Annotated in this window: 21 protein-coding genes; 12 read left to right on the forward strand and 9 right to left on the reverse strand. The window is 63.9% G+C overall.

What is annotated here, in order from left to right:
* Positions 1-112 precede the first annotated feature (112 nt).
* The 4 genes from ACHWUQ_RS02985 to ACHWUQ_RS03000 all read left to right on the forward strand — a co-directional run bounded on the left by ACHWUQ_RS02985 (position 113) and on the right by ACHWUQ_RS03000 (position 3,745).
* Positions 113-1,093, forward strand: a complete 981-nt coding sequence (locus ACHWUQ_RS02985) for a tripartite tricarboxylate transporter substrate binding protein (protein WP_313330835.1) — start codon at positions 113-115, stop codon at positions 1,091-1,093.
* A gap of 55 nt (positions 1,094-1,148) precedes the next feature.
* On the forward strand, positions 1,149-1,532 hold the full coding sequence (locus tag ACHWUQ_RS02990) for a cupin domain-containing protein (protein WP_394680308.1): 384 nt from the start codon (positions 1,149-1,151) through the stop codon (positions 1,530-1,532).
* Positions 1,533-1,598: 66 nt separating this feature from the next.
* A complete protein-coding gene (locus ACHWUQ_RS02995) occupies positions 1,599-2,762 on the forward strand; it encodes an acyl-CoA dehydrogenase family protein (RefSeq protein WP_230780867.1) in 1,164 nt (387 codons plus the stop codon).
* Between the two features lie 80 nt (positions 2,763-2,842).
* On the forward strand, positions 2,843-3,745 hold the full coding sequence (locus tag ACHWUQ_RS03000) for a LysR family transcriptional regulator (RefSeq protein ID WP_312530247.1): 903 nt from the start codon (positions 2,843-2,845) through the stop codon (positions 3,743-3,745).
* Between the two features lie 24 nt (positions 3,746-3,769).
* On the opposite strand, the gene ACHWUQ_RS03005 is transcribed toward ACHWUQ_RS03000, so the two are convergent.
* From ACHWUQ_RS03005 to ACHWUQ_RS03015, 3 genes are all read right to left on the reverse strand, one after another.
* On the reverse strand, positions 3,770-4,522 hold the full coding sequence (locus tag ACHWUQ_RS03005) for a sulfite exporter TauE/SafE family protein (protein WP_394680309.1): 753 nt from the start codon (positions 4,520-4,522) through the stop codon (positions 3,770-3,772).
* A 181-nt stretch (positions 4,523-4,703) separates the two neighbouring features.
* The gene (gene ybeY, locus ACHWUQ_RS03010) at positions 4,704-5,162 is read right to left on the reverse strand and encodes an rRNA maturation RNase YbeY (protein ID WP_313330832.1); all 459 of its coding nucleotides are present in this window, start codon (positions 5,160-5,162) and stop codon (positions 4,704-4,706) included.
* Positions 5,163-5,210: 48 nt separating this feature from the next.
* Positions 5,211-6,158, reverse strand: a complete 948-nt coding sequence (locus ACHWUQ_RS03015; protein ID WP_312411371.1) for a PhoH family protein — start codon at positions 6,156-6,158, stop codon at positions 5,211-5,213.
* Between the two features lie 93 nt (positions 6,159-6,251).
* Here ACHWUQ_RS03015 and ruvA point away from each other — a divergent pair, with 93 nt between their 5' ends.
* The 5 genes from ruvA (at position 6,252) to ruvB (ending at position 13,667) form a co-directional block, all read left to right on the forward strand.
* Positions 6,252-6,824, forward strand: coding sequence for a Holliday junction branch migration protein RuvA (gene ruvA / locus ACHWUQ_RS03020; protein ID WP_239812782.1), 573 nt, complete (start codon positions 6,252-6,254; stop codon positions 6,822-6,824).
* 76 nt (positions 6,825-6,900) lie between these two features.
* Positions 6,901-8,376, forward strand: coding sequence for a trypsin-like serine peptidase (locus ACHWUQ_RS03025; RefSeq protein ID WP_394680310.1), 1,476 nt, complete (start codon positions 6,901-6,903; stop codon positions 8,374-8,376).
* A 653-nt stretch (positions 8,377-9,029) separates the two neighbouring features.
* Positions 9,030-10,265, forward strand: coding sequence for a trypsin-like serine peptidase (locus tag ACHWUQ_RS03030; protein WP_394680311.1), 1,236 nt, complete (start codon positions 9,030-9,032; stop codon positions 10,263-10,265).
* A 523-nt stretch (positions 10,266-10,788) separates the two neighbouring features.
* A complete protein-coding gene (locus tag ACHWUQ_RS03035; RefSeq protein WP_394680312.1) occupies positions 10,789-12,558 on the forward strand; it encodes a trypsin-like peptidase domain-containing protein in 1,770 nt (589 codons plus the stop codon).
* Between the two features lie 41 nt (positions 12,559-12,599).
* Positions 12,600-13,667, forward strand: a complete 1,068-nt coding sequence (gene ruvB / locus ACHWUQ_RS03040; RefSeq protein WP_394680313.1) for a Holliday junction branch migration DNA helicase RuvB — start codon at positions 12,600-12,602, stop codon at positions 13,665-13,667.
* A gap of 134 nt (positions 13,668-13,801) precedes the next feature.
* On the opposite strand, the gene ACHWUQ_RS03045 is transcribed toward ruvB, so the two are convergent.
* The 6 genes from ACHWUQ_RS03045 to ACHWUQ_RS03070 all read right to left on the reverse strand — a co-directional run bounded on the left by ACHWUQ_RS03045 (position 13,802) and on the right by ACHWUQ_RS03070 (position 18,772).
* The gene (locus ACHWUQ_RS03045) at positions 13,802-14,758 is read right to left on the reverse strand and encodes a LysR family transcriptional regulator (protein WP_239809619.1); all 957 of its coding nucleotides are present in this window, start codon (positions 14,756-14,758) and stop codon (positions 13,802-13,804) included.
* Positions 14,759-15,083: 325 nt separating this feature from the next.
* The gene (locus ACHWUQ_RS03050; protein WP_239809618.1) at positions 15,084-15,725 is read right to left on the reverse strand and encodes a histidine phosphatase family protein; all 642 of its coding nucleotides are present in this window, start codon (positions 15,723-15,725) and stop codon (positions 15,084-15,086) included.
* Between the two features lie 10 nt (positions 15,726-15,735).
* Positions 15,736-16,461: a hypothetical protein gene (locus ACHWUQ_RS03055; RefSeq protein ID WP_312411354.1), complete on the reverse strand. Its 726-nt coding sequence runs from the start codon at positions 16,459-16,461 to the stop codon at positions 15,736-15,738.
* Between the two features lie 133 nt (positions 16,462-16,594).
* A complete protein-coding gene (ttcA, locus tag ACHWUQ_RS03060) occupies positions 16,595-17,590 on the reverse strand; it encodes a tRNA 2-thiocytidine(32) synthetase TtcA (protein WP_239809616.1) in 996 nt (331 codons plus the stop codon).
* A 4-nt stretch (positions 17,591-17,594) separates the two neighbouring features.
* A complete protein-coding gene (locus ACHWUQ_RS03065) occupies positions 17,595-17,969 on the reverse strand; it encodes a dihydroneopterin aldolase (protein ID WP_116926667.1) in 375 nt (124 codons plus the stop codon).
* Between the two features lie 26 nt (positions 17,970-17,995).
* On the reverse strand, positions 17,996-18,772 hold the full coding sequence (locus ACHWUQ_RS03070; RefSeq protein WP_394680314.1) for an SDR family oxidoreductase: 777 nt from the start codon (positions 18,770-18,772) through the stop codon (positions 17,996-17,998).
* 78 nt (positions 18,773-18,850) lie between these two features.
* Between ACHWUQ_RS03070 and ACHWUQ_RS03075 the strand changes: the two genes are divergently transcribed.
* From ACHWUQ_RS03075 to ACHWUQ_RS03085, 3 genes are all read left to right on the forward strand, one after another.
* Positions 18,851-19,924: a class I SAM-dependent methyltransferase gene (locus ACHWUQ_RS03075; RefSeq protein ID WP_394680315.1), complete on the forward strand. Its 1,074-nt coding sequence runs from the start codon at positions 18,851-18,853 to the stop codon at positions 19,922-19,924.
* 331 nt (positions 19,925-20,255) lie between these two features.
* Complete coding sequence (locus ACHWUQ_RS03080) at positions 20,256-21,224, forward strand: TauD/TfdA dioxygenase family protein (RefSeq protein ID WP_394680316.1); 969 nt, start codon at positions 20,256-20,258, stop codon at positions 21,222-21,224.
* 236 nt (positions 21,225-21,460) lie between these two features.
* Positions 21,461-22,588 (forward strand): ABC transporter substrate-binding protein, encoded by a 1,128-nt coding sequence (locus ACHWUQ_RS03085; protein ID WP_394680317.1) that lies wholly within the window; start codon positions 21,461-21,463, stop codon positions 22,586-22,588.
* The last annotated feature ends 1 nt before the right edge of the window (position 22,589 follow it).

Consider the following 22,589-nt stretch of genomic DNA (forward strand, 5'->3'; position numbering starts at 1 on the left):
GCTATTGACTGCAAAAGACGCCTTGCGCCTCATCCCGATCCGCGTCCATCCCGCTTGACGAGGGTTTTGCAGAGGATCCCTGGAGGCTCGACTAAAAAAAGGAGACAAAGACATGCAACGACGCCAATGGTGGGCCACGCTGGCCCTGACCGCGATAGCCACGGTAACAACAGCCGCCTATGCCAGCGCGGCGCAGGGCAGCTACCCCAATGCACCGATCACGATGATCGTGCCCTTTGCCGCAGGCAGCGGTACCGATGCGGTGGCCCGGGCCGTGGGCCAGAAGCTGGGTGAGCGCCTGCAGCAGCCGGTGATTGTGGACAACCGCGCAGGCGCCAATGCGCAGATTGCCGCAGGCCTGGTGGCGAAGGCCAAGCCCGATGGCTACACCTTGTTCATGACCACCAACACCTCGCACTCGGCCAACCCCTGGCTGGTCAAAAGCCTGAAGTACGACCCGATCAAGGACTTCACGCCGATTGCCCGCGTGGGTGAGCTGCCGTTTGCGCTGGCGGTGCACCCGTCGGTGCCGGCCGATTCGGTGCAGACGCTGATCGACTATGCCAAGGCCAACCCGGGCAAGCTCTCGTACGCGACGCCCAACAGCACCTCGCTGGTGGCGTCCGAGACGCTGCGCTTTCTGTCCAAGACCGATATCGTTGGCGTGCCCTACAAGTCCAGCCCGCAGGCGCTGACCGACCTGATGGGCAACCAGGTGCAGATGTATGTGGTGGACCTGGGATCGGGCTGGAGCATGCTCAAGACCGACCGGGTGCGCACCCTGGCCGTGACCGCTGCCAAGGGCAGCAAGATCCTTCCCCATGTGCCGCCGATCGGCAAGACCTTGCCGGGCTTTGACATCACCTCCTGGAACGGCATTTTTGCGCCAGCCGGCACGCCCCCGGAGGTGGTCAACAAGATCAATGGCGCCTTGCAGGCGGTGCTGGCCGATGAGGCCGTGCAAAAGCAGCTCGAACAGATTGGCTTTGAAGTCTGGCCCACGAAGACCCCGCAGGAGTTTGCCCAGTATGTGAGCGAGCAACTGGCGTACTGGGGGCGCCTGGTCAAACAGGCCGATATCCCAGCGCAATAAGTCTGGGCTCTGTCTCCGACGCCTTTGTTAACTCTTACAGAATGACTGCCACACGATGACTTCGCGCTACCTGATCCGTGCCTCCGAGGTGGAGGCCTACAGCCCGGCCAACCATACCGGAACCTTCAACCGCCGCCTGGTGAGCCAGGCCAATGTGGGCGCCCAGCACATGGAAGTGGTGCTGGGCGAGATTGCCAAGGGCGGCGGCGCGCTGCCCCATGCCCACCCCGGCATGGAACAGGCCTGCTACCTGCTGGAGGGCACGGCCCATGTCGAGGTGGAGGGCGAAAGCTTTGAGATGGTGCCGGGCGATACCTGCTTTTTCCCGGCCGACAAGATGCATAGCTTCCAGACCACCAGCGATACGCCCGCCAAGCTGCTGGTGATCTACAGCCCGCCCTATGGCGAGAACCCCGAGCGGGTGCGCCGGCCGGCCTGAGCTGCACTGTGACCGGCGCCGTGCAAGGCACGGCGCCACTGATTGGATATTGAGGACCGCAACACCATGGATTTCGCCCTGACCGAAGAGCAGCAACAGATCATCGATGCCATCGAGAAAGTCTGTGCGCCTTTTGATGCCGACTACTGGCATGCCCGTGACAACGATGGCGCTTTTCCGGAAGACTTTTACCGTGCGCTGGCCGATGCCGGCTGGCTGGGCATTGCAATGCCCGAGGCCTATGGCGGTGCCGGCCTGGGCATCACCGAGGCGGCCTTGATGATGCATACGATCTCGGCCACCGGCGCGGGGCTGTCGGGTGCGTCTGCGGTGCACATGAACATCTTCGGCCTGCACCCGGTGGTGGTCTATGGCACCGAGGAGCAAAAGGCGCGCATGCTGCCGCCGCTGATTGCCGGCAAGGACAAGGCCTGCTTTGGCGTGACCGAGCCCAACACGGGGCTGAACACACTCAAGCTCAAGACCCGCGCGGTGCGCGATGGCGACCACTATGTGGTGCATGGGCAGAAGGTCTTCATCTCCACCGCGCAGCAGGCCAGCAAGATCTTGCTGCTGGCGCGCACCAAGCCGGTGGAGGAATGCAAGGGCACCGAAGGCCTGTCGCTGTTCTATACCGACTTTGACCGCAGCAAGATCGAGGTGCATGAGATCGCCAAGATGGGCCGCAAATGCGTGGACACCAACCAGCTGTTCATCGATGGGCTGCGCATCCCGGTAGAGGACCGCATTGGCGAGGAGAACCGGGGCTTTGAATACATCCTGCATGGCATGAACCCCGAGCGCATTCTGATTGCCTGCGAGGCCATTGGCCTGGGCCGCGCCGCGCTGGGCCGCGCCACGCAGTACGCCCGTGAGCGCGAGGTGTTCAACCGCCCGATTGGCCAGAACCAGGGCATCCAGCACCCGCTGGCCGAGCGCTGGATGGAGCTGGAAGCCGCGTTCTTGCTGGCGATGAAGGCGGCCTGGCTGTATGACCGCCACCAGCCTTGCGCGGCCGAGGCCAATGCGGCCAAGTTCCTGGGGGCGGAAGCGGGCTTCAAGGCCTGCGAGAGCGCGATCTTCACCCATGGCGGCATGGGCTACGCCAAGGAGTTCCATGTCGAGCGGCTGATGCGCGAGAGCTGGATTCCGCGCCTGGCGCCGGTGAGCCCGCAACTGATTCTGTGCTTTATCGCAGAGAAGGTGCTGGGCCTGCCCAAGTCCTACTAGGCGGCGCCATGGGCAGCGCAGTGCCGGGCCATCCACTGCGGCGTGCGGCCAGCCCGCACTGGCTGGGGCATGATACGCAGATGAAGACCCATTTGCTGCGTTATTTTGTGGTGCTGGCCGAGGAGCTGCATTTTGGCCGTGCCGCCCAGCGCCTGGCCATCACCCAGCCGCCGCTGTCGGTGGCCATCAAATCGCTCGAAGAAGATTTGGGCGTGCGGCTGCTGGAGCGCGATGCCAAGCAGGTGCGGCTGACCGATGCGGGCGCCGCTTTCTTGATCGAGGCGCGCCAGGTGCTCAGCCAGATCCAGCGCGCTGCCGATGTGGCGCGCAATGTGGCCCAGGGGCGCCAGGGCCAGCTGGACATTGGCGTGACCGGCTCGATGATCTACCGCGACCTGCCCCATGTGATGCAGGCCTTTGCCCAGCAGCGGCCCGATATCGACATCACCTTGCACGAGATGTCCACCACCGAGCAGCAGGCGGCCATTCTGCGCGGCCAGCTGCAGGGCGGTTTTGTGAACATCATCACGCCCGCGCCAGGGCTGGAGCTGTGGCCGCTGGCGCCGGATACACTCGTGTGCTGCCTGCCAGAGAACCATCCCCAGGCCCAGCAGGCCAGCCTGGACCTGCGCAGCCTCGCCCATGAGCGCTTTGTGATGTTTGTGCGCGATGTCAGCCCGGCCAATTACGACAATGTGATCGCCTGCCTGCACAACGCCGGCATCCACCCGCGCACCAGCCATGCGGTGCGGCAGTGGCTGGCCGTTATTTCGCTGGTCGCCATCGGCCAGGGCGTGGCGCTGGTGCCCTCCTGCATGCAGCGGGCCGGCATGGCCGGTGTGCGCTATGTGCCGCTGCACAGCAACCATGGGCAGACGGCGCTGACGGCGGGCGCCTTTGTCTGGCACCCGCAAAGCCGCTCGGCGGCGCTGGATGCACTGATCGACGTGATCAAGGCGCCGAGGACAGGTTCAGCCGGCTAGGAGCCCCCGGCTACGAGTACCCGGCTAGGCTTTCAAGAAGAACAGCACCGCCATGACCAAGCCAGTAATCACAATGCCGGCGCGCAGCCACTGCGGCGCAATCTTGCGTGCCACCCGGGCGCCCAGGTAGCCGCCCAAGGTGGCGGCCACCATCATCAGCAACGCGGGCTGCCACTGCACGACACCACCGGCGGCATAGATGGCCACAGCAATGGCGGTGAGCAGCGCAGAGACCAGGTTCTTGGTGCCATTCATCGCATGCAGGTTGGTCTGGCCCAGCAAGCCCAGCAGCGCAAGCAGCAGGATGCCCAGGCCGCCATTGAAGTAGCCGCCATAGACAGAGACGGCCAGCATGCCCAGCGCGGCCTTGCTGCGCGATGGCGTGGCACCATGTTGCGCGCCCATGGCCCATTGGCGCAGCTGCGGGCCAAAGGCAAACATGGCGGTGGCCGCCAGCAGCAGCCAGGGCACGATCTTGCGGAAGGCCGCCTCAGGCGTGACCAGCAGCAAGCCGGCACCCACGGCACCACCCAGCAGCGCGAGCAGTATCACCGCCTTCATAGACAGGCCGGGTGGGGCCTGCATATCGTCCTTGAAGCCCCAGGCGCCGGCCGCATAGCCCGGCAGCAGCGCGACGGTGCCGGTGGCATTGGCAACCACCGGCGGCACACCGGTAAATACCAGCGCCGGCAGGGTCAGAAAACTGCCGCCTCCCGCGACGGCATTGAGCGCGCCGGCCACAAAGGCGGCTGCGAGCAAGATGGGGGTGTCGAGCATGTCTCCTCCTGTTATGGGCGCTGCAGCAGCGGCGTGCGCTGCCTGCATGGCCTTTGTGAGGAGGATTCTAGGTAGGAATGGCGCCGAAATACCGTTTGATTAGTCGCTCAAAAGTCAGTATTGCGTTGAGGCAGAAGCGCCCAATGCGCGATGTTCATCTTTGGATGCAGCGCTGCGCTGCTTACTTCTGGTACGGATCCGCAAAGCCCAGCTCTTGCATGATGGCCGTCTCGTAGGCTTCCATCTCTTCGGCATCCTGCTCGCTGGTTTCATGGTCCCAGCCCTGGGCGTGCAAGGCGCCATGCACCAGCAGGTGGGCATAGTGCTCCTGCAGCGACTTGTTCTGCTCCTTGGCCTCGCGCGCCACCACGGGTGCGCAGAGCACCAGATCGGCCAGCACGGTGGGCTCCTGCTGGTAGTCAAAGGTCAGCACATTGGTGGCGTAGTCCTTTTGGCGGTACTCGCGGTTCAGCGCCTGGCCTTCTTCGGTATCGACAATGCGCACGGTGATCTCGGCATCATCGGCCAGCGCATGGCGAATCCAGCGCGTGACCTGGCCCCGGGGCAGGGCGGCGCGGTGCTCGGCCACGCCGTCAAAGCGGGCAAATTGCAGCGACAGGGTGAGTTGGTTCAATGCCATGTTGTTGTGGATCGGTGGGGTGGCAGAGGTGGGGCGTGTGGGCTGGGCTCAGTCGCCGCGGGCCGGGCGGCGCTGCTTGTCGTAGGCGTCCACGATGCGCGCGACCAGCGGATGGCGCACCACATCGGCGCTGGTAAAGCGGTTGACCGCAATACCCTTGACCCGCTTGAGCACGCGTTCGGCGTCGATCAGGCCGCTCAGCTGGCCCTTGGGCAGGTCGATCTGGCTCACGTCGCCGGTCACCACGGCCTTGGCGCCAAAGCCGATGCGGGTGAGGAACATCTTCATCTGCTCGGGCGTGGTGTTCTGCGCCTCATCCAGAATGACAAAGGCGTTGTTGAGCGTGCGGCCGCGCATGAAGGCCAGCGGCGCGATCTCGATGGCGTTGCGCTCAAAGGCCTTTTGCACCTTGTCGTAGCCCATCAGGTCGTAGAGCGCGTCGTACAGCGGGCGCAGATAGGGATCGACCTTCTGCGACAGATCACCGGGCAGAAAACCCAGGCGTTCACCGGCTTCGACGGCTGGGCGGGTCAGCACAATGCGCTGCACCTGGCTGCGCTCGAGCGCATCGACGGCGCAGGCCACGGCCAGGTAGGTCTTGCCGGTGCCGGCCGGGCCAATGCCGAAGGTGATGTCGTGCGCGGCGATGTTCTCCAGGTAGCCGGCCTGGTTGGGCGTGCGGGCGCGCAGATCGGCGCGGCGCGTATTCAGCACGATCGCGTCTTCGGGCGCGGCCATCAGTTCGCTGTCACCTGCCATCATCAGCTGGATCTGGTCTTCACTGATGGGGGTATCGGCCATCTCATACAGCGCCTCCAGCAGCTCCAGTGCCTCGTTGGCCACAGCCTTGGGGCCGTCGATCTTGAACTGCTCATGGCGATGGGCAATCTTGACGCCCAGATGGTTCTCGATCTGGCGCAGATGCGCATCGGCAGGGCCGCAGAGATTGGCAATGCGGTTGTTGTTGTGGGGCGTAAAGGTATGGCGCAGGATCACGCGGCAAATTCCGTTGAAAAATTCAGTATGCTTGCAGGCGGGCACGCGACGCACATCGGGGTGGCCGCAGACAAGCTACAAGGAAAGATACAAATGATAGGCCGATTGAGCGGAACACTGGTGGAAAAGATGCCACCCGAGGTACTGGTGGATTGCCATGGTGTGGGCTATGAGGTGCAGGTGCCGATGAGCACCTTCTACAACCTGCCGTCCGTTGGCGAAACCATCACGCTGCTGACGCAGTTTATCGTGCGCGAGGATGCGCAGCTGCTGTACGGGTTTGGCACGGCCGAGGAGCGCCAGACTTTCCGCGAACTGATCAAGATCACCGGCGTGGGCCCGCGCACGGCGCTGTCCATCCTCAGTGGCATGGGCGTGACCGATCTGGCGCAGGCCGTGTCGCTGCAGGAGGCGGGGCGGCTGGTGAAGGTGCCCGGCATCGGCAAGAAGACCGCCGAGCGCCTGCTGCTGGAGCTCAAAGGCAAACTGGGCGCGGACATGGGCGCCCGTACGGCGGCGGTCAACGATGCACAGGCCGACATTTTGCAAGCGCTGGTCGCGCTGGGTTACAGCGACAAGGATGCGGCTGCCGCTCTGAAGTTGTTACCTGCCGACATCAGCGTAACGGACGGTATCAAGCAGGCTTTGAAAGCGCTGGCAAAATGACTCGCGCAGAGGCGACCGGGCAACAGCTTGGTCGAGTGTCACTATCAATACCAATCAACACGGAGTGGACGAATCCATGAAATATTCCAAGTATGCAGTGCCCGGTCTGTTGTGGACCACGGGCGTGGCTGCGGCCCTGGCTTTGGCGGGCTGCGGCGGCGGCTCTGGTTCCGACGATGACGACAACGGTGGCGTGACCCAGCCCAAGGCCTATGTGCTGGACTCGGTCGTGCTGCCGGCATCGGCCATCAAATCGGCGGCGGCGGCGCCTGCATCCTTGGGTGCTGCGGTACAGACCCGCTTTGTGTTGCTGCCCGAGCTGGAGGCGGAAAAGACCGTGGCCAGCGACGACGGCCCCGCCCAGCAGATTGGCACGCAGCGTGCTGTGGCGGCCACCAGCACGGTGGCGCAGACCCAGTCGGCACTGCAGTGGAGCTCGCTGGCCAATGGCCAGCAAGTCGCGGCCATCAACATCCAGTCGACCGGCGCCTATGGCCTGCGCGCCGGCGTGCTGGTGGACAGCCTGCCCGATGCAGCGCTGCTGCGCGTCTACAGCCAGGAACACCCCCATGCGATCATTGAGCGCAGCGGCGCTGAAGTGAACGCACTGCTGGCGCAAAACCGCAAGGCAGGCGAGACGGGTGCGGCCGCCAATACCTGGTGGACGCCTGATGTTGGCGCCGGTGACACCACTGTCGAAGTGGTGCTGCCAGCCGGTACCGGCGCCGATGCGCTGCGCATCTCGATCCCCGTGGTCTCGCACATCTACCAGAACCTGTCCTTGCCGACCGAGGCCGAACTGGCAGAAACCGCCAAGGCCGATACCTCGGCCAGCTGCAACCTCGATGCTTCTTGCACCAACAGCTACCAGACCGAGCGCAATTCCGTGGCGCGCATGGTGTTCACCCGCTCTGATGGCAAGTCCTATCTGTGCACCGGTACCTTGCTGAACAACACCAAGGGTGACTTTGCGCCGTACTTCCTGACCGGCAACCACTGCATCTCGACCCAGTCCTCGGCATCGTCGATGCAGACCAGCTGGTTCTACCGCTCCAGCAGCTGCAACTCCGGCGTGCCCGGCGCCAATGCGGCCCTGCGCAGTGCAGGTGCGACTTTGCTCTACGCAACCAGCACGACCGACTCGGCGCTGCTCAAGCTCAACGAGATGCCTCCCGTGGGCGTGACCTTGGCAGGCTGGGACGCCCGCACTGCCGGCCAGGTGGGCGACGCTGTCTACGGTCTGCACCACCCCGGTGGCAACCTGCTCAAGTACAGCGTGGGTTCTGTCGTGGGCTACATGAACTGTGTTGCAGGCAGTGGCAATGCCATCACCTGCGGTACCGGTGATGCGAACAGCGGCTTCTACAGCGTGCGCTGGAGCCAAGGTACCACCGAAGGCGGCAGCAGCGGCTCTTCGCTGTTCCGCAATGGCCGCGTCGTCGGTAACCTGTACGGTGGCGGCGCCAGCTGCCTGGCGCCCAACGCATCCGACTACTACGGCCGTTTTGACAAGGTATTCAGCGACCGCATCTGGAACTGGCTGGCAAGCTGATCGCTTCCCACCGGGCCGCGGCGCTCTCGCCGCGAGTCTCTGACCGCTAAAAACCTGCCCGTGAAACGGCAGGTTTTTTTATTGGCAATTTCTTGCGTAAATTTTTCTGATTAACAGCACCTCGGAATTGGGGTGCTCTTCATTCTGAGTGCTTTACTGGTTAATGGAGATTTTTGGCTGTGGCTAATGGAAGAGCGCTCTCTGAAAGCTGGGCGTGATTTTGCTTGGTATTCAATGGGGATAATGGAAAAATAGGGGCGGTGGAAGAGTTTCTTTTTGTGGGTCGCTATTTGCTCTTGGCAAGAGTGAACGCTTGCTTCTTTAGTGGTTACCTGCCGTTGTTTAAATTACGGAGGGCACTATTGGTTTTTAAATTCGCCTTTGAAAATAAAGAGGCAAACAGCAATTCGGCAGTTTGCAGGCGTTTTTAATAGCAGTTGATATGGAGTGGATTCACCATGAAATACTCGAAATATGCAATATGTGGCCTGTTTTGCCTGACAGGCCTGGCGGTGGCGCAGCCTACGGGGTCTGGCGTGGATTCGATCGTGGCCCCTGAAGCGGCTGATGAATCAGCGCAAGCCGCTCCAGTGCCCTTGGGCGCCGCAGTGCGAACACGCTTTGTGGTGCTGCCTGCGTTGGATGAGGAAGAGATGCTGGCGGGCACGCAGGCCGCCGGACCGGCGTTGCAAATTGGTGCCGCGCGTCCAGTGGCCGCTACCAGCTCGGTGGCGCAAACCAGTTCAGCGCTGGACTGGGCTGCCTTGCCCGGCGGCGAGCTGGTGGCGGCCATCAACATCCAGTCGCCGGGCGCCTATGGCTTGCGTGCTGGTGTTCTGGTTGAGCGCCTGCCGGATGGGGCGCTGCTGCGCGTCTACAGCCAGGAGCATCCCGATGCCATCATCGAGCACGATGGCGCCGAGATCAATGCGCTGCTGGCGCTCAACAAGCAGGCCGGTGAGACGGGCGCTGCTGCCAATACCTGGTGGACGCCAGAGGTGGGTGCAGGTGATGCGACGGTAGAAGTGGTGCTGCCAGTGGGCACGGCCCCGGAAGCCTTGCGCATGTCGGTTCCGCTGGTCTCGCACATCTACCAGAACCTGTCGCTCCCGACCGACGCGGAATGGGCAGACATGCCCCAGCCGGGGACCACCCAGTCTGAGAGCTGCCAACTGGATGCCACTTGCAGCACTGCGCATCCGGTCCTGCGCAACGCGGTGGCCCGTATGCTGTATACCCGACCGGACGGTTTGTCCTACCTGTGTACCGGTACCTTGCTGAACAACACCAGGAATAATTTCGTTCCTTTCTTTCTGACCGCCAACCATTGCATTTCAGAGCAATCAGCGGCCTCCTCGTTACAGACCCGCTGGTTCTACCGCTCCACCAGTTGCGATTCCGGGGTGGCACGTCCCCATGCCACCCGGCACGGAGGCGCTACTTTGCTGCTTGCCACCGACAAGACCGATTCGACATTGCTCAGACTCAATGAGAGACCGCCTGCCGGTGTGACTTTTGCGGGCTGGGATGAAAATCTCCTTCCCATCGACGCGCCCATCCACAGCCTGCACCATCCTAGAGGCGGCTTGCTGAAGTACCACGTCGGTATGGTGGATAACTACGCCGCATGTGAGAGTGATAGCGAAACCACCTTCCAGTGCCAGGTGGGCGATGCGAACGGCGGTTATTACAGGGTGCGCATGACTGAGGGTGCCGCAGAGGGTGGAAGCAGCGGCTCAGCGCTGTTCCTCGGTGACCGCGTGGTGGGTACGCTGTGGGGCGGCTCCCATAGCTGCACCGCGCTGATGGGCTTCAATTTCTATGGACGGCTGGACCTGTTCTTTGCCGAAGGTGCATCGCGTTGGCTGGCGCCTGAAAACGCGCTGTGAAGCCTGGATGACAGAAGCCCTTCCAGCCGTTGAGGGATGCTTGTTGGCGGGGCCGCTCATCGGCAAAACCTGCCTGTGATAGGGCAGGTTTTTTCTGATCCATCGCTCCGATGCGGTGAACTCCCCATGCTTGATGGACGGTCGTGGATTCTCGGCGGGGCATCTGTGGGGGTGGGCCCCTCCTGACAGGTCAGTGCCCGGACAGGCCCCAGTTGGAGCGGCCGACTGCAAGGCTTTTGCAAATTGCAGTTCATAAGTCAAATTTAACAAATGTTTTGTTTTTGTACTAGCCGATAGACTTGTTTGATGTGAGTGCTTGCTCTAGATTGGCTTTTCTCTGATCAGTCGTTGTGTTGGTCAGGAACTTTGCTTGTCGCACAGCGGGGAGTCCATCATGTCCTGTCGCATTGTGTCCCGTTGCGAGGCCGCCCTTTCTTGTCATGGGCTGCGGCTCGTGTCGGCCCTGGTCATTGCGGGGGCCTGCGGTTGGGCCCAGGCCAGTTGGCAGGTGGATGCGCGCAGAATGCCATCCAGCCCAGGCAGTGCCCTGACCAAGCAAGCCACCGCCCTCTCGGCCTCTGCTGTCGTTCCCGTTGTGTTGCCACTCTGGCAAGGCAGCAAGGCGCTGGCGCCCGATGAGGGTGGCGTGCGCCAGACAGGCGTGGCGCGTGCGCTGGACGCGATGGATTCTGATGACAAGGTAACGCATCTGCTGCAGTGGAACGCCTTGCCGTCGGGACAGCAAGTGGCCGCCCTTCAATGGGTGGCTGCTGATGCTTATGGCCTGCGTCTGGGACTGGAGTTTTCCGCATTGCCAGCGATGGCTGTATTCCGGCTTTATGCATCGCCCGAGGCCGCTGTCAGTTATGAAGTGACAGGCGCTGCGCTGCTGGAGCGGCTGGTTGCGGACGCACAAACCGGCAAGCGCACCTGGTGGACCCCTGATGTGGGGCCGGCGCCGGTGCTGGAGATCCTGCTGCCGGCCGCGTTGCCGACCAGCAGCCTGCAATGGGCGATGCCCCAGCTCTCCCAGATCGTCGTGCCGCCCAGCGCCAGCGAGCTGCTGAAACTGTCCGATGCCGCCGTGCCGACGGAAAAGCGCCGTCCCAATGCCTGCCAGGGGGACGTGAACTGCCAGGATGCGCTGCTCGACCAGCGTGACGCCGTCATCCGAATCTTCTATGTGAACCAGGGCCGCACATTCCAGTGTACCGGCACCCTTGTCAACAACCCCCGCCAGGACCTGACCCCTTATGTGCTGACGGCTGCCCACTGTGTGGGAGACCAGGCGGCCGCATCCACCGTGCAGACCTCCTGGTTTTATTACTCGCAGTCGTGCAACAGCAACCAGCTGTTTGCGGGCCACACCGAGCGCTTCAGTGCAGCGCGCTGGCTGGCATCGAGCAGCGCCAATGATATGACCTTGCTGCAGCTCAATGAGGCACCACCCGCCGGTGCGCTGTTTGCGGGCTGGGACGCCACCGCGCTGCCGGCAGGCACTGCTGTGGCAGGCCTGCACCACCCGCACGGGGATCTGATGATGTTGGCTGCCGGCACCTCCGAGGATGACACTGCCTGCACTGTGAACGATGCCAGCAGCCGCTTGGATTGCAGCGCCCAAACGCTGAGCAATGGCGGCTTCTACCATGTGCGCTGGAGCCAGGGTGGTATCGAAGGGGGCTCGAGCGGCTCGGCCCTGTTTGTCGGTGGCCGGCTGACGGCGACCCTGACGGGCGGTGACATCTGGTGCGCCGCCAAGGACGGGCGGGCGGTGTATGGCCGGCTGGACCAGGCGTTCGCGAGCTTTGCCGCCTGGTTGGGTGCCGGCGCGGCAGTGAACAGCGATCTGCAGCTGCCCGTGTACCGCTTCCAGGTGCTGCGCTCGGGCGGAGCGTTCTATACCGTGTCTGTGCAGGAGCGTGATTGGGTGATTGCGGTGCTCTCCGATGACGTCGTTTTCGACGGCATCGCCTTCTATGCTGCGGGCCATGCGCATGACCGTCTGGTTCCCGTCCACCGCTATTTCAATCCCGAGGTGGGCGCCCATTTCTACACGACCAGCGATGCTGAGCGGCAATTTGTGCAGACCTACCACCCCCGCTGGAACTACGACGGCATTGCCTGGTGGTCGCCCGCGCAGCCGGGAGACGGGGTTGTGCCTGTCTACCGCGCCTACCAATATGTGCCAGGCGTGCACCACTACAGCATGCGGATCCAGGCCCGCGATGCCTGGCTGGCCAATGCGGGGTTGTTGTATGACGGACTGGCTTATTATGTGTGGGATGCGCCCTAGGGAACCCCTGCACACCGCCCTGGCCATGCCTGCATTGACCCATGACTATCCATACCGATTCCTTCGCCGCCGCGCCCGCTCCCCGTCCTGATAACCGCGTGATTTCCGCAAGCCAGTCCTCTTCGCAAGAGGAGGTGCTCGAGCGCGCCTTGCGCCCCAAGCAGCTCGATGAGTATGTGGGGCAGGTCAAGGCACGTGAGCAGCTGGAAATCTTCATCGGCGCAGCGAAAAAGCGCAGCGAAGCGCTGGACCATGTGCTGCTGTTCGGCCCGCCTGGACTGGGCAAGACGACCTTGTCGCACATCATCGCCTCGGAGTTGGGTGTGAACCTGCGCCAGACCAGTGGCCCGGTGCTGGAAAAGCCCAAGGACCTGGCCGCGCTGCTGACCAACCTGGAGCGCAACGATGTGCTCTTTATCGACGAAATCCACCGTCTGTCGCCGGTGGTCGAGGAAATCCTCTACCCGGCACTGGAGGACTACCAGATCGACATCATGATCGGCGAAGGGCCGGCGGCGCGTTCGATCAAGCTCGATCTGCAGCCCTTTACCCTGGTGGGGGCGACCACGCGCGCAGGCATGCTGACCAATCCGCTGCGCGACCGTTTTGGTATCGTCGCACGGCTGGAGTTCTACACCACGGAAGAGCTGACCAGGATTGTGATGCGCAGCGCCGGTCTGCTGAACACGCCAATCGATGACGAGGGCGGCCTGGAGATTGCCCGCCGCTCACGCGGCACGCCACGCATTGCCAACCGCTTGCTGCGCCGGGTGCGCGATTACGCCGATGTGAAGGGCAATGGCCGCATCACCCAGGAGATGGCCAGCCGCGCACTGGCCATGCTGGATGTGGATCCGCTGGGTTTTGACATCATGGACCGCAAGCTGCTTGAAGCGGTGGTGCACCGCTTTGACGGCGGGCCGGTAGGGCTGGACAACATCGCCGCCAGCATTGGCGAGGAGCCGGGCACGATCGAGGATGTGATCGAGCCGTACCTGATCCAGCAGGGATTTTTGCAGCGCACGCCCCGCGGCCGCATGGCGACGCAGGCGGCGTACCGCCACTTGGGCCTGGTGGGCGGTGGGCCGGGCCAGGCTGCACTGGTGTAATGCAAGAAGCCCCATTGCTGGGGCTTCGTGGCGGGAGCGCCTGGCTCAGCGCCCCCAGCGGGGTGGGGCGCCGGCGCTCGGTGCGTTCAACACATTCCGTACGCTGCAGAGGGCAAGGCCCCGGCACAACGGGCTCAAGCGGCCTTGGCGCTGCGCTTGCTGGGCGGAGCGTCGTTGCCCATGTTCTCGCGCAGGTAATCCCAGCATTCCTGGACAATGGCGCGGCGGCTGCCGTTGGCGGCGCGCGTCATCAGGCAGATGCGGCGTGACAGCAGCGGGCCCTTGAGCGGTAGGGTCACCCAGTCATCGCCATGGTGCCCCTGTGTGTACAGGCGCGAAAGCAGGCCGATGCGCAGGCCGCTTTGCACCAGCGCGTAGAGCGATTCGGTATAGCTCAGCGTTTCGGTGTGGCTGGTGCCCACGCCCTGCTGCTCGAGTACCGAGACGATCATCTCGTAGGTGCTGCCGCGTGAGAGCACGACCAGCGGCTCGTCACTGAGGTCCGCCCAGCGCAGGTCGGTCTTTTGGGCGAGGCGGTGCTTGGCGGGGATGACCGCCATCACTTCGTCCTCGGTCACGAACTGCGTCTCGACCGAAGGCGGCACAGTGAATTCCAGGCCCAGGCCGATGTCCGAACTGCCGTTGGCAACGGATGCGAGCAGGTCGTCATTGCGCATATCGTGCAGCTGCAGATCCACCATGGGGTGGGATTGCTGCCAGATCGCCAGCCAGGGGGCCAGCAGGTGGGTGGTGGACGGGATGCAACTGATGCGCACGGTATCGGCCTGGTATTTGAGCAACTGCTGCAGATCTTGCACACCTTGCACAAAGTTGTTGATCATCCACTCCACCTGCGGACGCACGGCTTCGCCGGCCGATGTCAGGCGGACATGGTGCGTGCTGCGGTCAAACAGCGCAGTACCCAGCAGCGTTTCCAGCTCGCGGATCGCAGAAGACAGCGCCGGCTGGCTCATCGACAGCGCCTGCGCGGCACGGCTGAAGCTGCGGTGCGTCGCCACTTCCTTGAAGCAGCTCAGCTGCCGCAGCGAGGGGGTAGGCAGGGGTTTACGGGTCAGCTCGGCGTCTGGCATATAACGGTCAATACCTTTTTAGTAATCTCATAGAAGAGTCATTGAACTCGTCTATAGATGGTCTCACTACTATTAATAATGATCAAGCAATTAGTGAATTCTAAAAGTAATTAAATGTCACTCGATCAGCAGTGTTTAGGAGTGAATGCTGACATACCTTGGTATTTTATCGACTCTATGGGGCATTGCGTTTCATTTGTTTGTGTCATTGCAGAAGGCCCAGCTTGGCAACCACGCGCAGCAGCGCCGGAATGGCGCCATCCGGCGGCTTGCAGTGATGCAAAAAAGTGACAAGAGGTTCGTCGAGGAGGCGCGCAGACAGCGGCTAGTGCGTGGCTTCGTCCAGCCCTTGGGTCTGTAGATGGCTGGTGTCTCCCCAGCCCACCAGCGTCAATCCGGTGTCGGGTGTCCAGAGCAGGCGGTTAACACTGGTATTGGCAAGCTCCCAGGTGCGGGGTGCTTGGATGCCCTGGCGGGTGGCCAGGCGGTAGAGGCTGTCGAGTACGCCGCCGTGGGCGACCAACGCGATCTGCTGCCCCAGGTGTTGGGCAGCGAGTTCGGCCACGACCTGCGCCACGCGGGCCTGCAGTGCCTGCAGCGATTCGCCTTGCGGCGGGGCGAAGACCGGGTCGCGTTTGCGCCAGCGCAGCGCGGATGGCGGGTCGGACGCCTCGATCTCGGTAAAACGTGCGCCCTCGTAGTCGCCAAAGCTGCGCTCGCGCAGGGCGGCATGGGTGCTCAGCGGCGCGCCATTGGCTTGCGCCAGCGCCTGGGCGGTGTGCAGCGCGCGCTGCAGATCACTGCTGTAGATGTGGGCCAGCGGGGTGTCAGCCAGCGCCTGTGCCAGGCGCTGCGCCTGGCGCTCGCCGGTGGCATTCAGCGGTATATCGGTATGGCCCTGGATGCGGGCGGCCAGGTTCCAATCGGTCTCCCCGTGGCGAATGGCAATGATCTGGGTGCTGTGCATGCGTTCCTTGTTAGGGGGTTTTGGAGCTGGACGTTGCGGGAGCGGAGCTGGCTGCAGGGGCAGCAGGGGCGGGTGCGGGCTGTTCAGCGGAGGGCGCGCCAACCGTGGTGCTGACGCGGCGTGGCCCTTGCGGCGGCTTGGGAAAGCCGTTGAGCGCCGAGTCGAACAGGATCCGGTAGATCACCTGGTCATCGACCCAGACGTCCTCGTACCGGGCCGAGGTCTCGTAGACCACCTGCTGGGTCTGGACATCGCGCAAGGTCAGCTGCACCGCACGGTAGTGCAGCGAGGGGCCGGTGTCGCGCCACATCATGCCGCCGCGCCAGCCCCATCCCCATCCCCAGCCGGGCCCCATGCCCCAACCGCCATAGGGGTTGTAGGGGCTGCCGGGCATCAGCCAGCTGTCGGGAATGTAACGCGCCTGGACATCGATCTGCGCGATCACGCTGCCCTGGCGGTCGTCGCGGCGCAGGCCCACCCCGGCCAACGAGGCTTGGGCCTGTTGCACCACGGTGTCGAACTGGGGGCCGAGGGCGATCTGGGAGGGCAGCAGCTGCAGCCGGTAGGTCGGGGGCGAGGGGACTTGCTGCAGTGTCGAGTAGCTCTGCACATCGCTGTCGATGGTGCGCACGCCAGCGCATCCGGCCAGCCAGAAGCTGGCGGAAGCGGCCACCGCGACCCCTGCCAGGCGTCGCAGCGCTCGCCAATGGTCCGCAGTGTGGATGGATGGAAACATCGTGCGATCTCCCGAAAAAAAAGCGCTGCGCCATAAGGACACAGCGCAGACGCTCAACGATAAACGCTTGGAGCGGCAGCGGCTGTCAGTCAGGGGCGACAAGCTGGGCTGCATGGCTCTCAATCAATGGATATCAACCCAATTGCACCACCTGCATGCCTGCGGGCAGCGAGGGGTTGGTGGGCAGGTCGTCGTGGTCGAAGGCCTTGTCGCCGTTTTCATCGGCGATGCCGGTGGGCTTGGCGTTCTGGAAGTCGAACAGCTTGGGGTCAGCCAGGTGGGTGGGCACCACGTGCTGCAGCGCGCGGAACATGTTGTTCACACGGCCGGGGTGCTTGCGGTCCCACTCGCGCAGCATGTCGCCAATCATCTGGCGCTGCAGGTTTTCCTGGCTGCCGCAGAGGTTGCAGGGGATGATGGGGAAGTCGCGGTACTGGGCCCAGCGCTCAGTGTCCTTCTCGGGCACATAGGCCAGCGGGCGGATCACCACATGCTTGCCGTCGTCGCTCACCAGCTTGGGTGGCATGGCCTTCATGATGCCGCCGTGGAACATGTTGAGCATCAGGGTCTGCACGATGTCGTCGCGGTGGTGGCCCAGCGCCACCTTGTTGCAGCCCAGCTGGTCGGCCACCTTGTACAGAATGGCGCGGCGCAGGCGCGAGCACAGGCCGCAGGTGGTCTTGCCCTCGGGCACCACGCGCTTGACGACGCTGTAGGTGTCCTGGTTCTCGATGTGGAAGTCGACGCCCACGCTTTGGAGGTACTCGGGCAGCACGTGTTCGGGAAAGCCGGGCTGCTTCTGGTCCAGGTTCACGGCCACCAGGTCGAACTTGATCGGCGCGCGGGCGCGCAGCTTCATCAGGATGTCGAGCAGGGTGTAGCTGTCCTTGCCGCCGGACATGCAGACCATCACCTTGTCGCCGTCCTCGATCATGTTGTAGTCGCCAATGGCGCGCGCCACTTCACGGCACAGGCGCTTTTCCAGCTTGTGGTTCTCGCGCTGGATCTTCAGGCGCTTCTCGTTGGAGGCCGATGCCTGTGCATCGTCGCCAGCGGCGTCATCGAAGTCCCAAGCGTTCGCGGCGGCAGGCTGGGGCTGGAGGAGTGCGGTATCGGTGGGGGCATTCATAGGTTCACCATTGTCCGGTTTCGGTGCGGATTGCAACTTCGCAATCGTCAAAAATCTCTAGCTTGGCGATCTTCACGCGAACGCCGCGCACATTGGGCAACTGCATCAGCCGCTGGGCGACCTTGCCGATCAGGGTCTCGAGCAGGTTGACGTGCTCTGCCGTGCATTCATCGATGATGATCTGGCGCACCTTGCGGTAGTCCAGCACGTGCATGATGTCGTCATCGCTGGGCGCCAGCGGCTGCTGGCCCATGTTGATCTCCGCATCCACCAAGATGGGTTGCGGCGCAGTCTTCTCGTGGGCAAGGATGCCTAAATTGGCATCAAAACGCAGGCCCGTCAAGCTCAGGGTTTGCAACCCGGTGTCAAATGTCGTCATAAAAGCAGCAAGGCAGCGAAGAGCCGCTACATCATCGAAAAATCGCGGTCGAACCGCATCAGGTGCTGGCCACCGTCCACCAGCAGGCTGGTGCCGGTGATCGAGCGGTTGTCCAGCGCAAAGCGCACGGTGGCTGCCACGTCTTCTGCGGTGGAAGAGCGCCCCAGCGGGCTCATGCGGTGCAGGGCCTCGAACTTCTCGGGGCTCAGGTAGTCGCTGGTCAGGGTCAGACCCGGGGCCACGCCCACCACGCGCAGGCGCGGCGCCAGCGCCTGGGCCAGCAAGGTGTTGGCCGCCTCCAGCGCCGCCTTGCTCAAGGTGTAGCTGACGAAGTCGGGGTTCATGTTCCAGAGCTTCTGGTCCAGCAGGTTCACGACCACGCCCTGGGCCTCATTGCCCCGCTGGCAGATATGCTGGTGCAGCAGCTGGGCCAGCACGATGGGTGCGGCCGTGTTGCTGCGCAGATGGCGCTCCAGTGCGGCATAGCCAAAATCGGCGGCGCCGTCGTGCTCGAACAGCGAGGCGCTGTTGACCACCGCATCGACCTGGCCGAAATGGGCCACCACCCGGGGCAGCAAGCCGCGCACCGCGGCCTCGTCCTCGAAATCCGCATCAAAATGGCCGCTCAGGCCTGACAGCGCGGCGCACTCGGCGGCAGTCTGCGCGGCCTCGGCGGCCGAGCCCCGGTAGTGCACGGCCACCTGCCAGCCATGGCGTGCCAGCCCGAGCGCAATCACCCGTCCCAGGCGCTTGGCAGCGCCGGTGACCAGTACGGTGCGTGGGGTCGAAGAAGGCATTGGCATGGCAAGCGTGCGGCAAGCGGCGACAATAGGGGGGTGAATACAGAACCCTCTAGTTTAACAATTGTGCTGGCCAGGCGCATGGCTGAGGCTATTGCCCAGGCTGGCGGCTGGATCCCGTTTGATGACTTCATGCGCATGGCGCTGTACGAGCCCGGCCTGGGCTACTACGCCAATGACCGCAGCAAGTTTGGCGTGATGCCCGAGGAGGGCAGCGACTTTGTCACCGCCCCTGAGCTGTCGCCGGTGTTTGGCGAGCTGGTGGCCGCCCAGGTCCAGGATGCCTTTGCCCATACCCAGACCAGCGAGGTCTGGGAGTTTGGCGCCGGCACCGGCGCCCTGGCCGAGCAGCTGCTGTCCACGCTGGGCCCCGCTTGCACGCGCTACACGATTGTCGATGTCTCGGGCAGCCTGCGCCTGCGCCAGCAAGAGCGCCTGGCCCGCTTTGGCGGCCAGGTGCAGTGGGCCGACAGCCTGCCCGCGCAGATGCAGGGCGTGGTCGTCGGCAACGAGGTGCTCGATGCGATGCCGGTCAAGCTCTTGCTGCGCCAGCAGGGCGTATGGCAGGAGCGCGGCGTGGTCGTCGCCAGTGCCGATGGGGACGATATCCGCTTTGGCTGGGCAGAGCGCCCCACCAGCCTGCGCCCGCCGCTGGAGCCGGAGCTGCCGCAGGAGGCCGAGTACCTGACCGAGATCCATCCGCAGGGCGAGGCCTTTGTGGCGACCCTGGCCGACCGCATCAGCCGGGGCGCGGTGCTGCTGATCGACTACGGCTTTGGCGAATCCGAGTACTACCACCCGCAGCGCCACATGGGCACCCTGGTCTGCCACCACCTGCACCAGGTCGACAGTGACCCGCTGGTGCTGGTGGGCCTGAAGGACATCACCGCCCATGTGAACTTCACCGGCATTGCCGTGGCGGCCCAGGATGCCGGCATGGATGTGCTGGGCTATACCAGCCAGGCCCATTTCCTGATCAACTGCGGTCTGGCTGCCAAGCTCGACCAGCTCGAAGTGATTGCCCGCAGCAAGGCGGCCAAGCTGATGATGGAGCACGAGATGGGTGAGTTCTTCAAGGCCATCCTGCTGAGCAAGGGCGTGGCCCCGTGGGACCCGGCCGGTTTTTTGCAAGGCGACCGCATGCACCGGCTGTAACCACTGGCGCCAGCGCAGAGCGGGGCTGGACTGGCCCGGCAGAGGCGGGCCGCAAAAAGATGGCTGCCGGTGCCAAGCCCTGACACATAACCGCTGCCGGGCGCATCCGGTCTGGTCGCGCCCGGCACTGGGCATGCAAGGCTGGCTTGTGCTGCACCGACAGACGTCGATCATCGCAGCGCTGCGTGACAGCCTCATGACGGCGCGTAACGCGGCAGCGCCCTCCCGCCCTTCATCGGTTTTCGCATAAAGATACGCGTTTTCATTCGTTTTCTGTTCGTGGCAGGGCTTCTACATTGGGCTTATCACTGGTCCGCCAAGGAAAGCTGCCATGTCCGCGCTGTTTGATGTTCTGACTGCCCACCCCTTCTTCTTCCGCCGTCCGGTGCCCGACAGCGCCAGTCAGGCGGGGGGCGCCACTGGCAGCACCCAGGCCTTCAGCCTGCGCCCGATCCAGCAGCCCGCTGGGGCCCAGACCCGTCTGGGCGTGGAGGTCGTGGGTCTGGACCTGTCCTGCCCGCTGGGCCCGGAGGATTTTGCCCGGCTGCAGCAGGCGCACCAGGACCACAGCGTGGTGGTCTACCGCAACCAGCGCATCACACCGGCTGAGCAGATTGCCTTCAGCCGCCGCTTCGGCCCGTTGCAGCGCCATGTGCTGCGCAACTACCAGCTGGCCGACCATGACGAGATCCTGATCGTCTCCAACATCATCGAAAACGGCCAGCCGGTGGGCCTGGGCGATGCCGGCGCGTACTGGCATTCCGACCTGTCCTACAAACCCCAACCGGCGATGGGATCGCTGTTGCATGCGCAGGAGTTGCCCGATGTCGGCGGCGATACCTTGTTTGCCGACCAGGTGGCCGCCTACGAGGCACTGCCCTACACCCTCAAGCAACAGCTGGTGGGCCTGCAGGCAGAGCACAGCTATCTGCTGAAATACGAGGCACTGCGCGAGCGCAATGCCTTCCGCCCCGCGCTGAGCGCCGCGCAGATTGCCGAGGTCAAGCCTGCTGTGCACCCGGTGGTGCGTACCGATCCGCAGACCGGGCGCAAGTCGCTGTTTGTCAGCGAGCATTTCACGACCCGCATCCTGGGCCTGCCCGAAGCCCGCTCTGCCGCGCTGCTGGCCGAGCTGTTCGCCCACAGCACCCAGCCGCAGTTTGTCTACCGCCACCACTGGCGTGACCGGGACATGGTGTTCTGGGACAACCGCGCCGTGCTGCATCTGGCCACCGGTGTTCCGGCCGGCCAGCGCCGCAAGCTCTACCGCACCACAATCGAAGGGGATGTGCCGGTATGAGCGCCGCCCACACCCCACAGCGCCGCCAAACGCTGTTTCTGCTGTCGCTGGCCCTGGCTGCCGCCTGTCGCTGACCGCCAGCCCAGGCCATTGCGGCCGCGCGGCCTGCCCCACCGTCAGCGGCGATTGACGCCAGCCTCCCGCAACGGCACCGCAGCCACCTGCCTCCAGGGGTGCTGCGGTGCGGACATGCGGCCCCGATTCGATCCTCCGATCCCCCTATTTCATTGAGCACCATGACCTTCCATTCACCCTGGGCGCGCAGCCAGCCGCCGGCCAAAGACTCCGTCACCCCCCACGCTGTGGCCAACCCCTGCGTTGCCAGCCAGCGCCGCAGCAGCCTGGGACAGGCTGGTAAACATGCGGCCGCAGTGCTGGCCGCCACGGCGGCCCTGTGGGGCGTAGGCGCGGGCAGCGCGCAGGCCGCAGAAGGTCAGCTGCGCATTGCCCAGCAGTACGGCATCGTCTACCTGCTGCTCAATGTGGCGCAGGACCAGCAGTTCATCGAAAAGCAGGGCAAGGCCCAGGGCGTCGATATCAAGGTCAGCTACCTGCAGTTCTCCGGCGGGCCGGCGGTCAACGATGCGCTGCTCTCGGGCAATGTCGACATCGCCGGCGCCGGTGTGGCGCCGCTGTTCACCCTCTGGGACCGCACCAGGGGCAAGCAGAACGTCAAGGGGGTGGCCTCGCTGGGCAACTTCCCCTATTACCTGGTGAGCAACAACCCGCAGGTCAAGACGATTGCCGACTTCACCGACAAGGACCGCATTGCCACACCGGCGGTCGGTGTGTCGGTGCAGTCGCGGGTGCTGCAATATGCCTCGGCCAAGCTCTGGGGTGAGCAGCATTACCAGCGGCTCGACAAGCTGCAGGTGGCGCTGCCACACCCCGACGCCGCAGCGGCCATCATCAAGGGTGGCACCGAGATCACCGCCCACTTTGGCAATCCGCCGTTCCAGGAGGTGGAGCTGGCCGGCAACCCCAATGCGCGCATTGTGCTCAACAGCTACGAGGTGCTGGGCGGACCCGCATCGTCCACCGTGCTCTACGCCACCGAGAAGTTCCGCCAGGAAAGCCCCAAGACCTACCGCGCCTTTGTCGATGCCCTCGATGAATCGGCCCGCTTTGTCCAGGCCCATCCCGAGCAGGCGGCTGACATCTTCCTCAAGAGCGGTGGCGGCGGCAAGGTGGACCGCAATCTGATCCTGCAGATCATCAAGAACCCGCAGGTGCAGTTCACGATCCAGCCGCAGAACACCGTGGGTCTGGGCCAGTTCCTGCAGCGGGTGGGCGTGATCAAGACCAAGCCTGAATCGGTGCGTGATTATTTCTTCGACGACGCCCGTATCTCCGGAGGGAGCTGAT

This window comes from uncultured Comamonas sp., from assembly GCF_964277875.1.
In the GTDB taxonomy this organism is placed as follows: domain Bacteria; phylum Pseudomonadota; class Gammaproteobacteria; order Burkholderiales; family Burkholderiaceae_C; genus Comamonas; species Comamonas sediminis.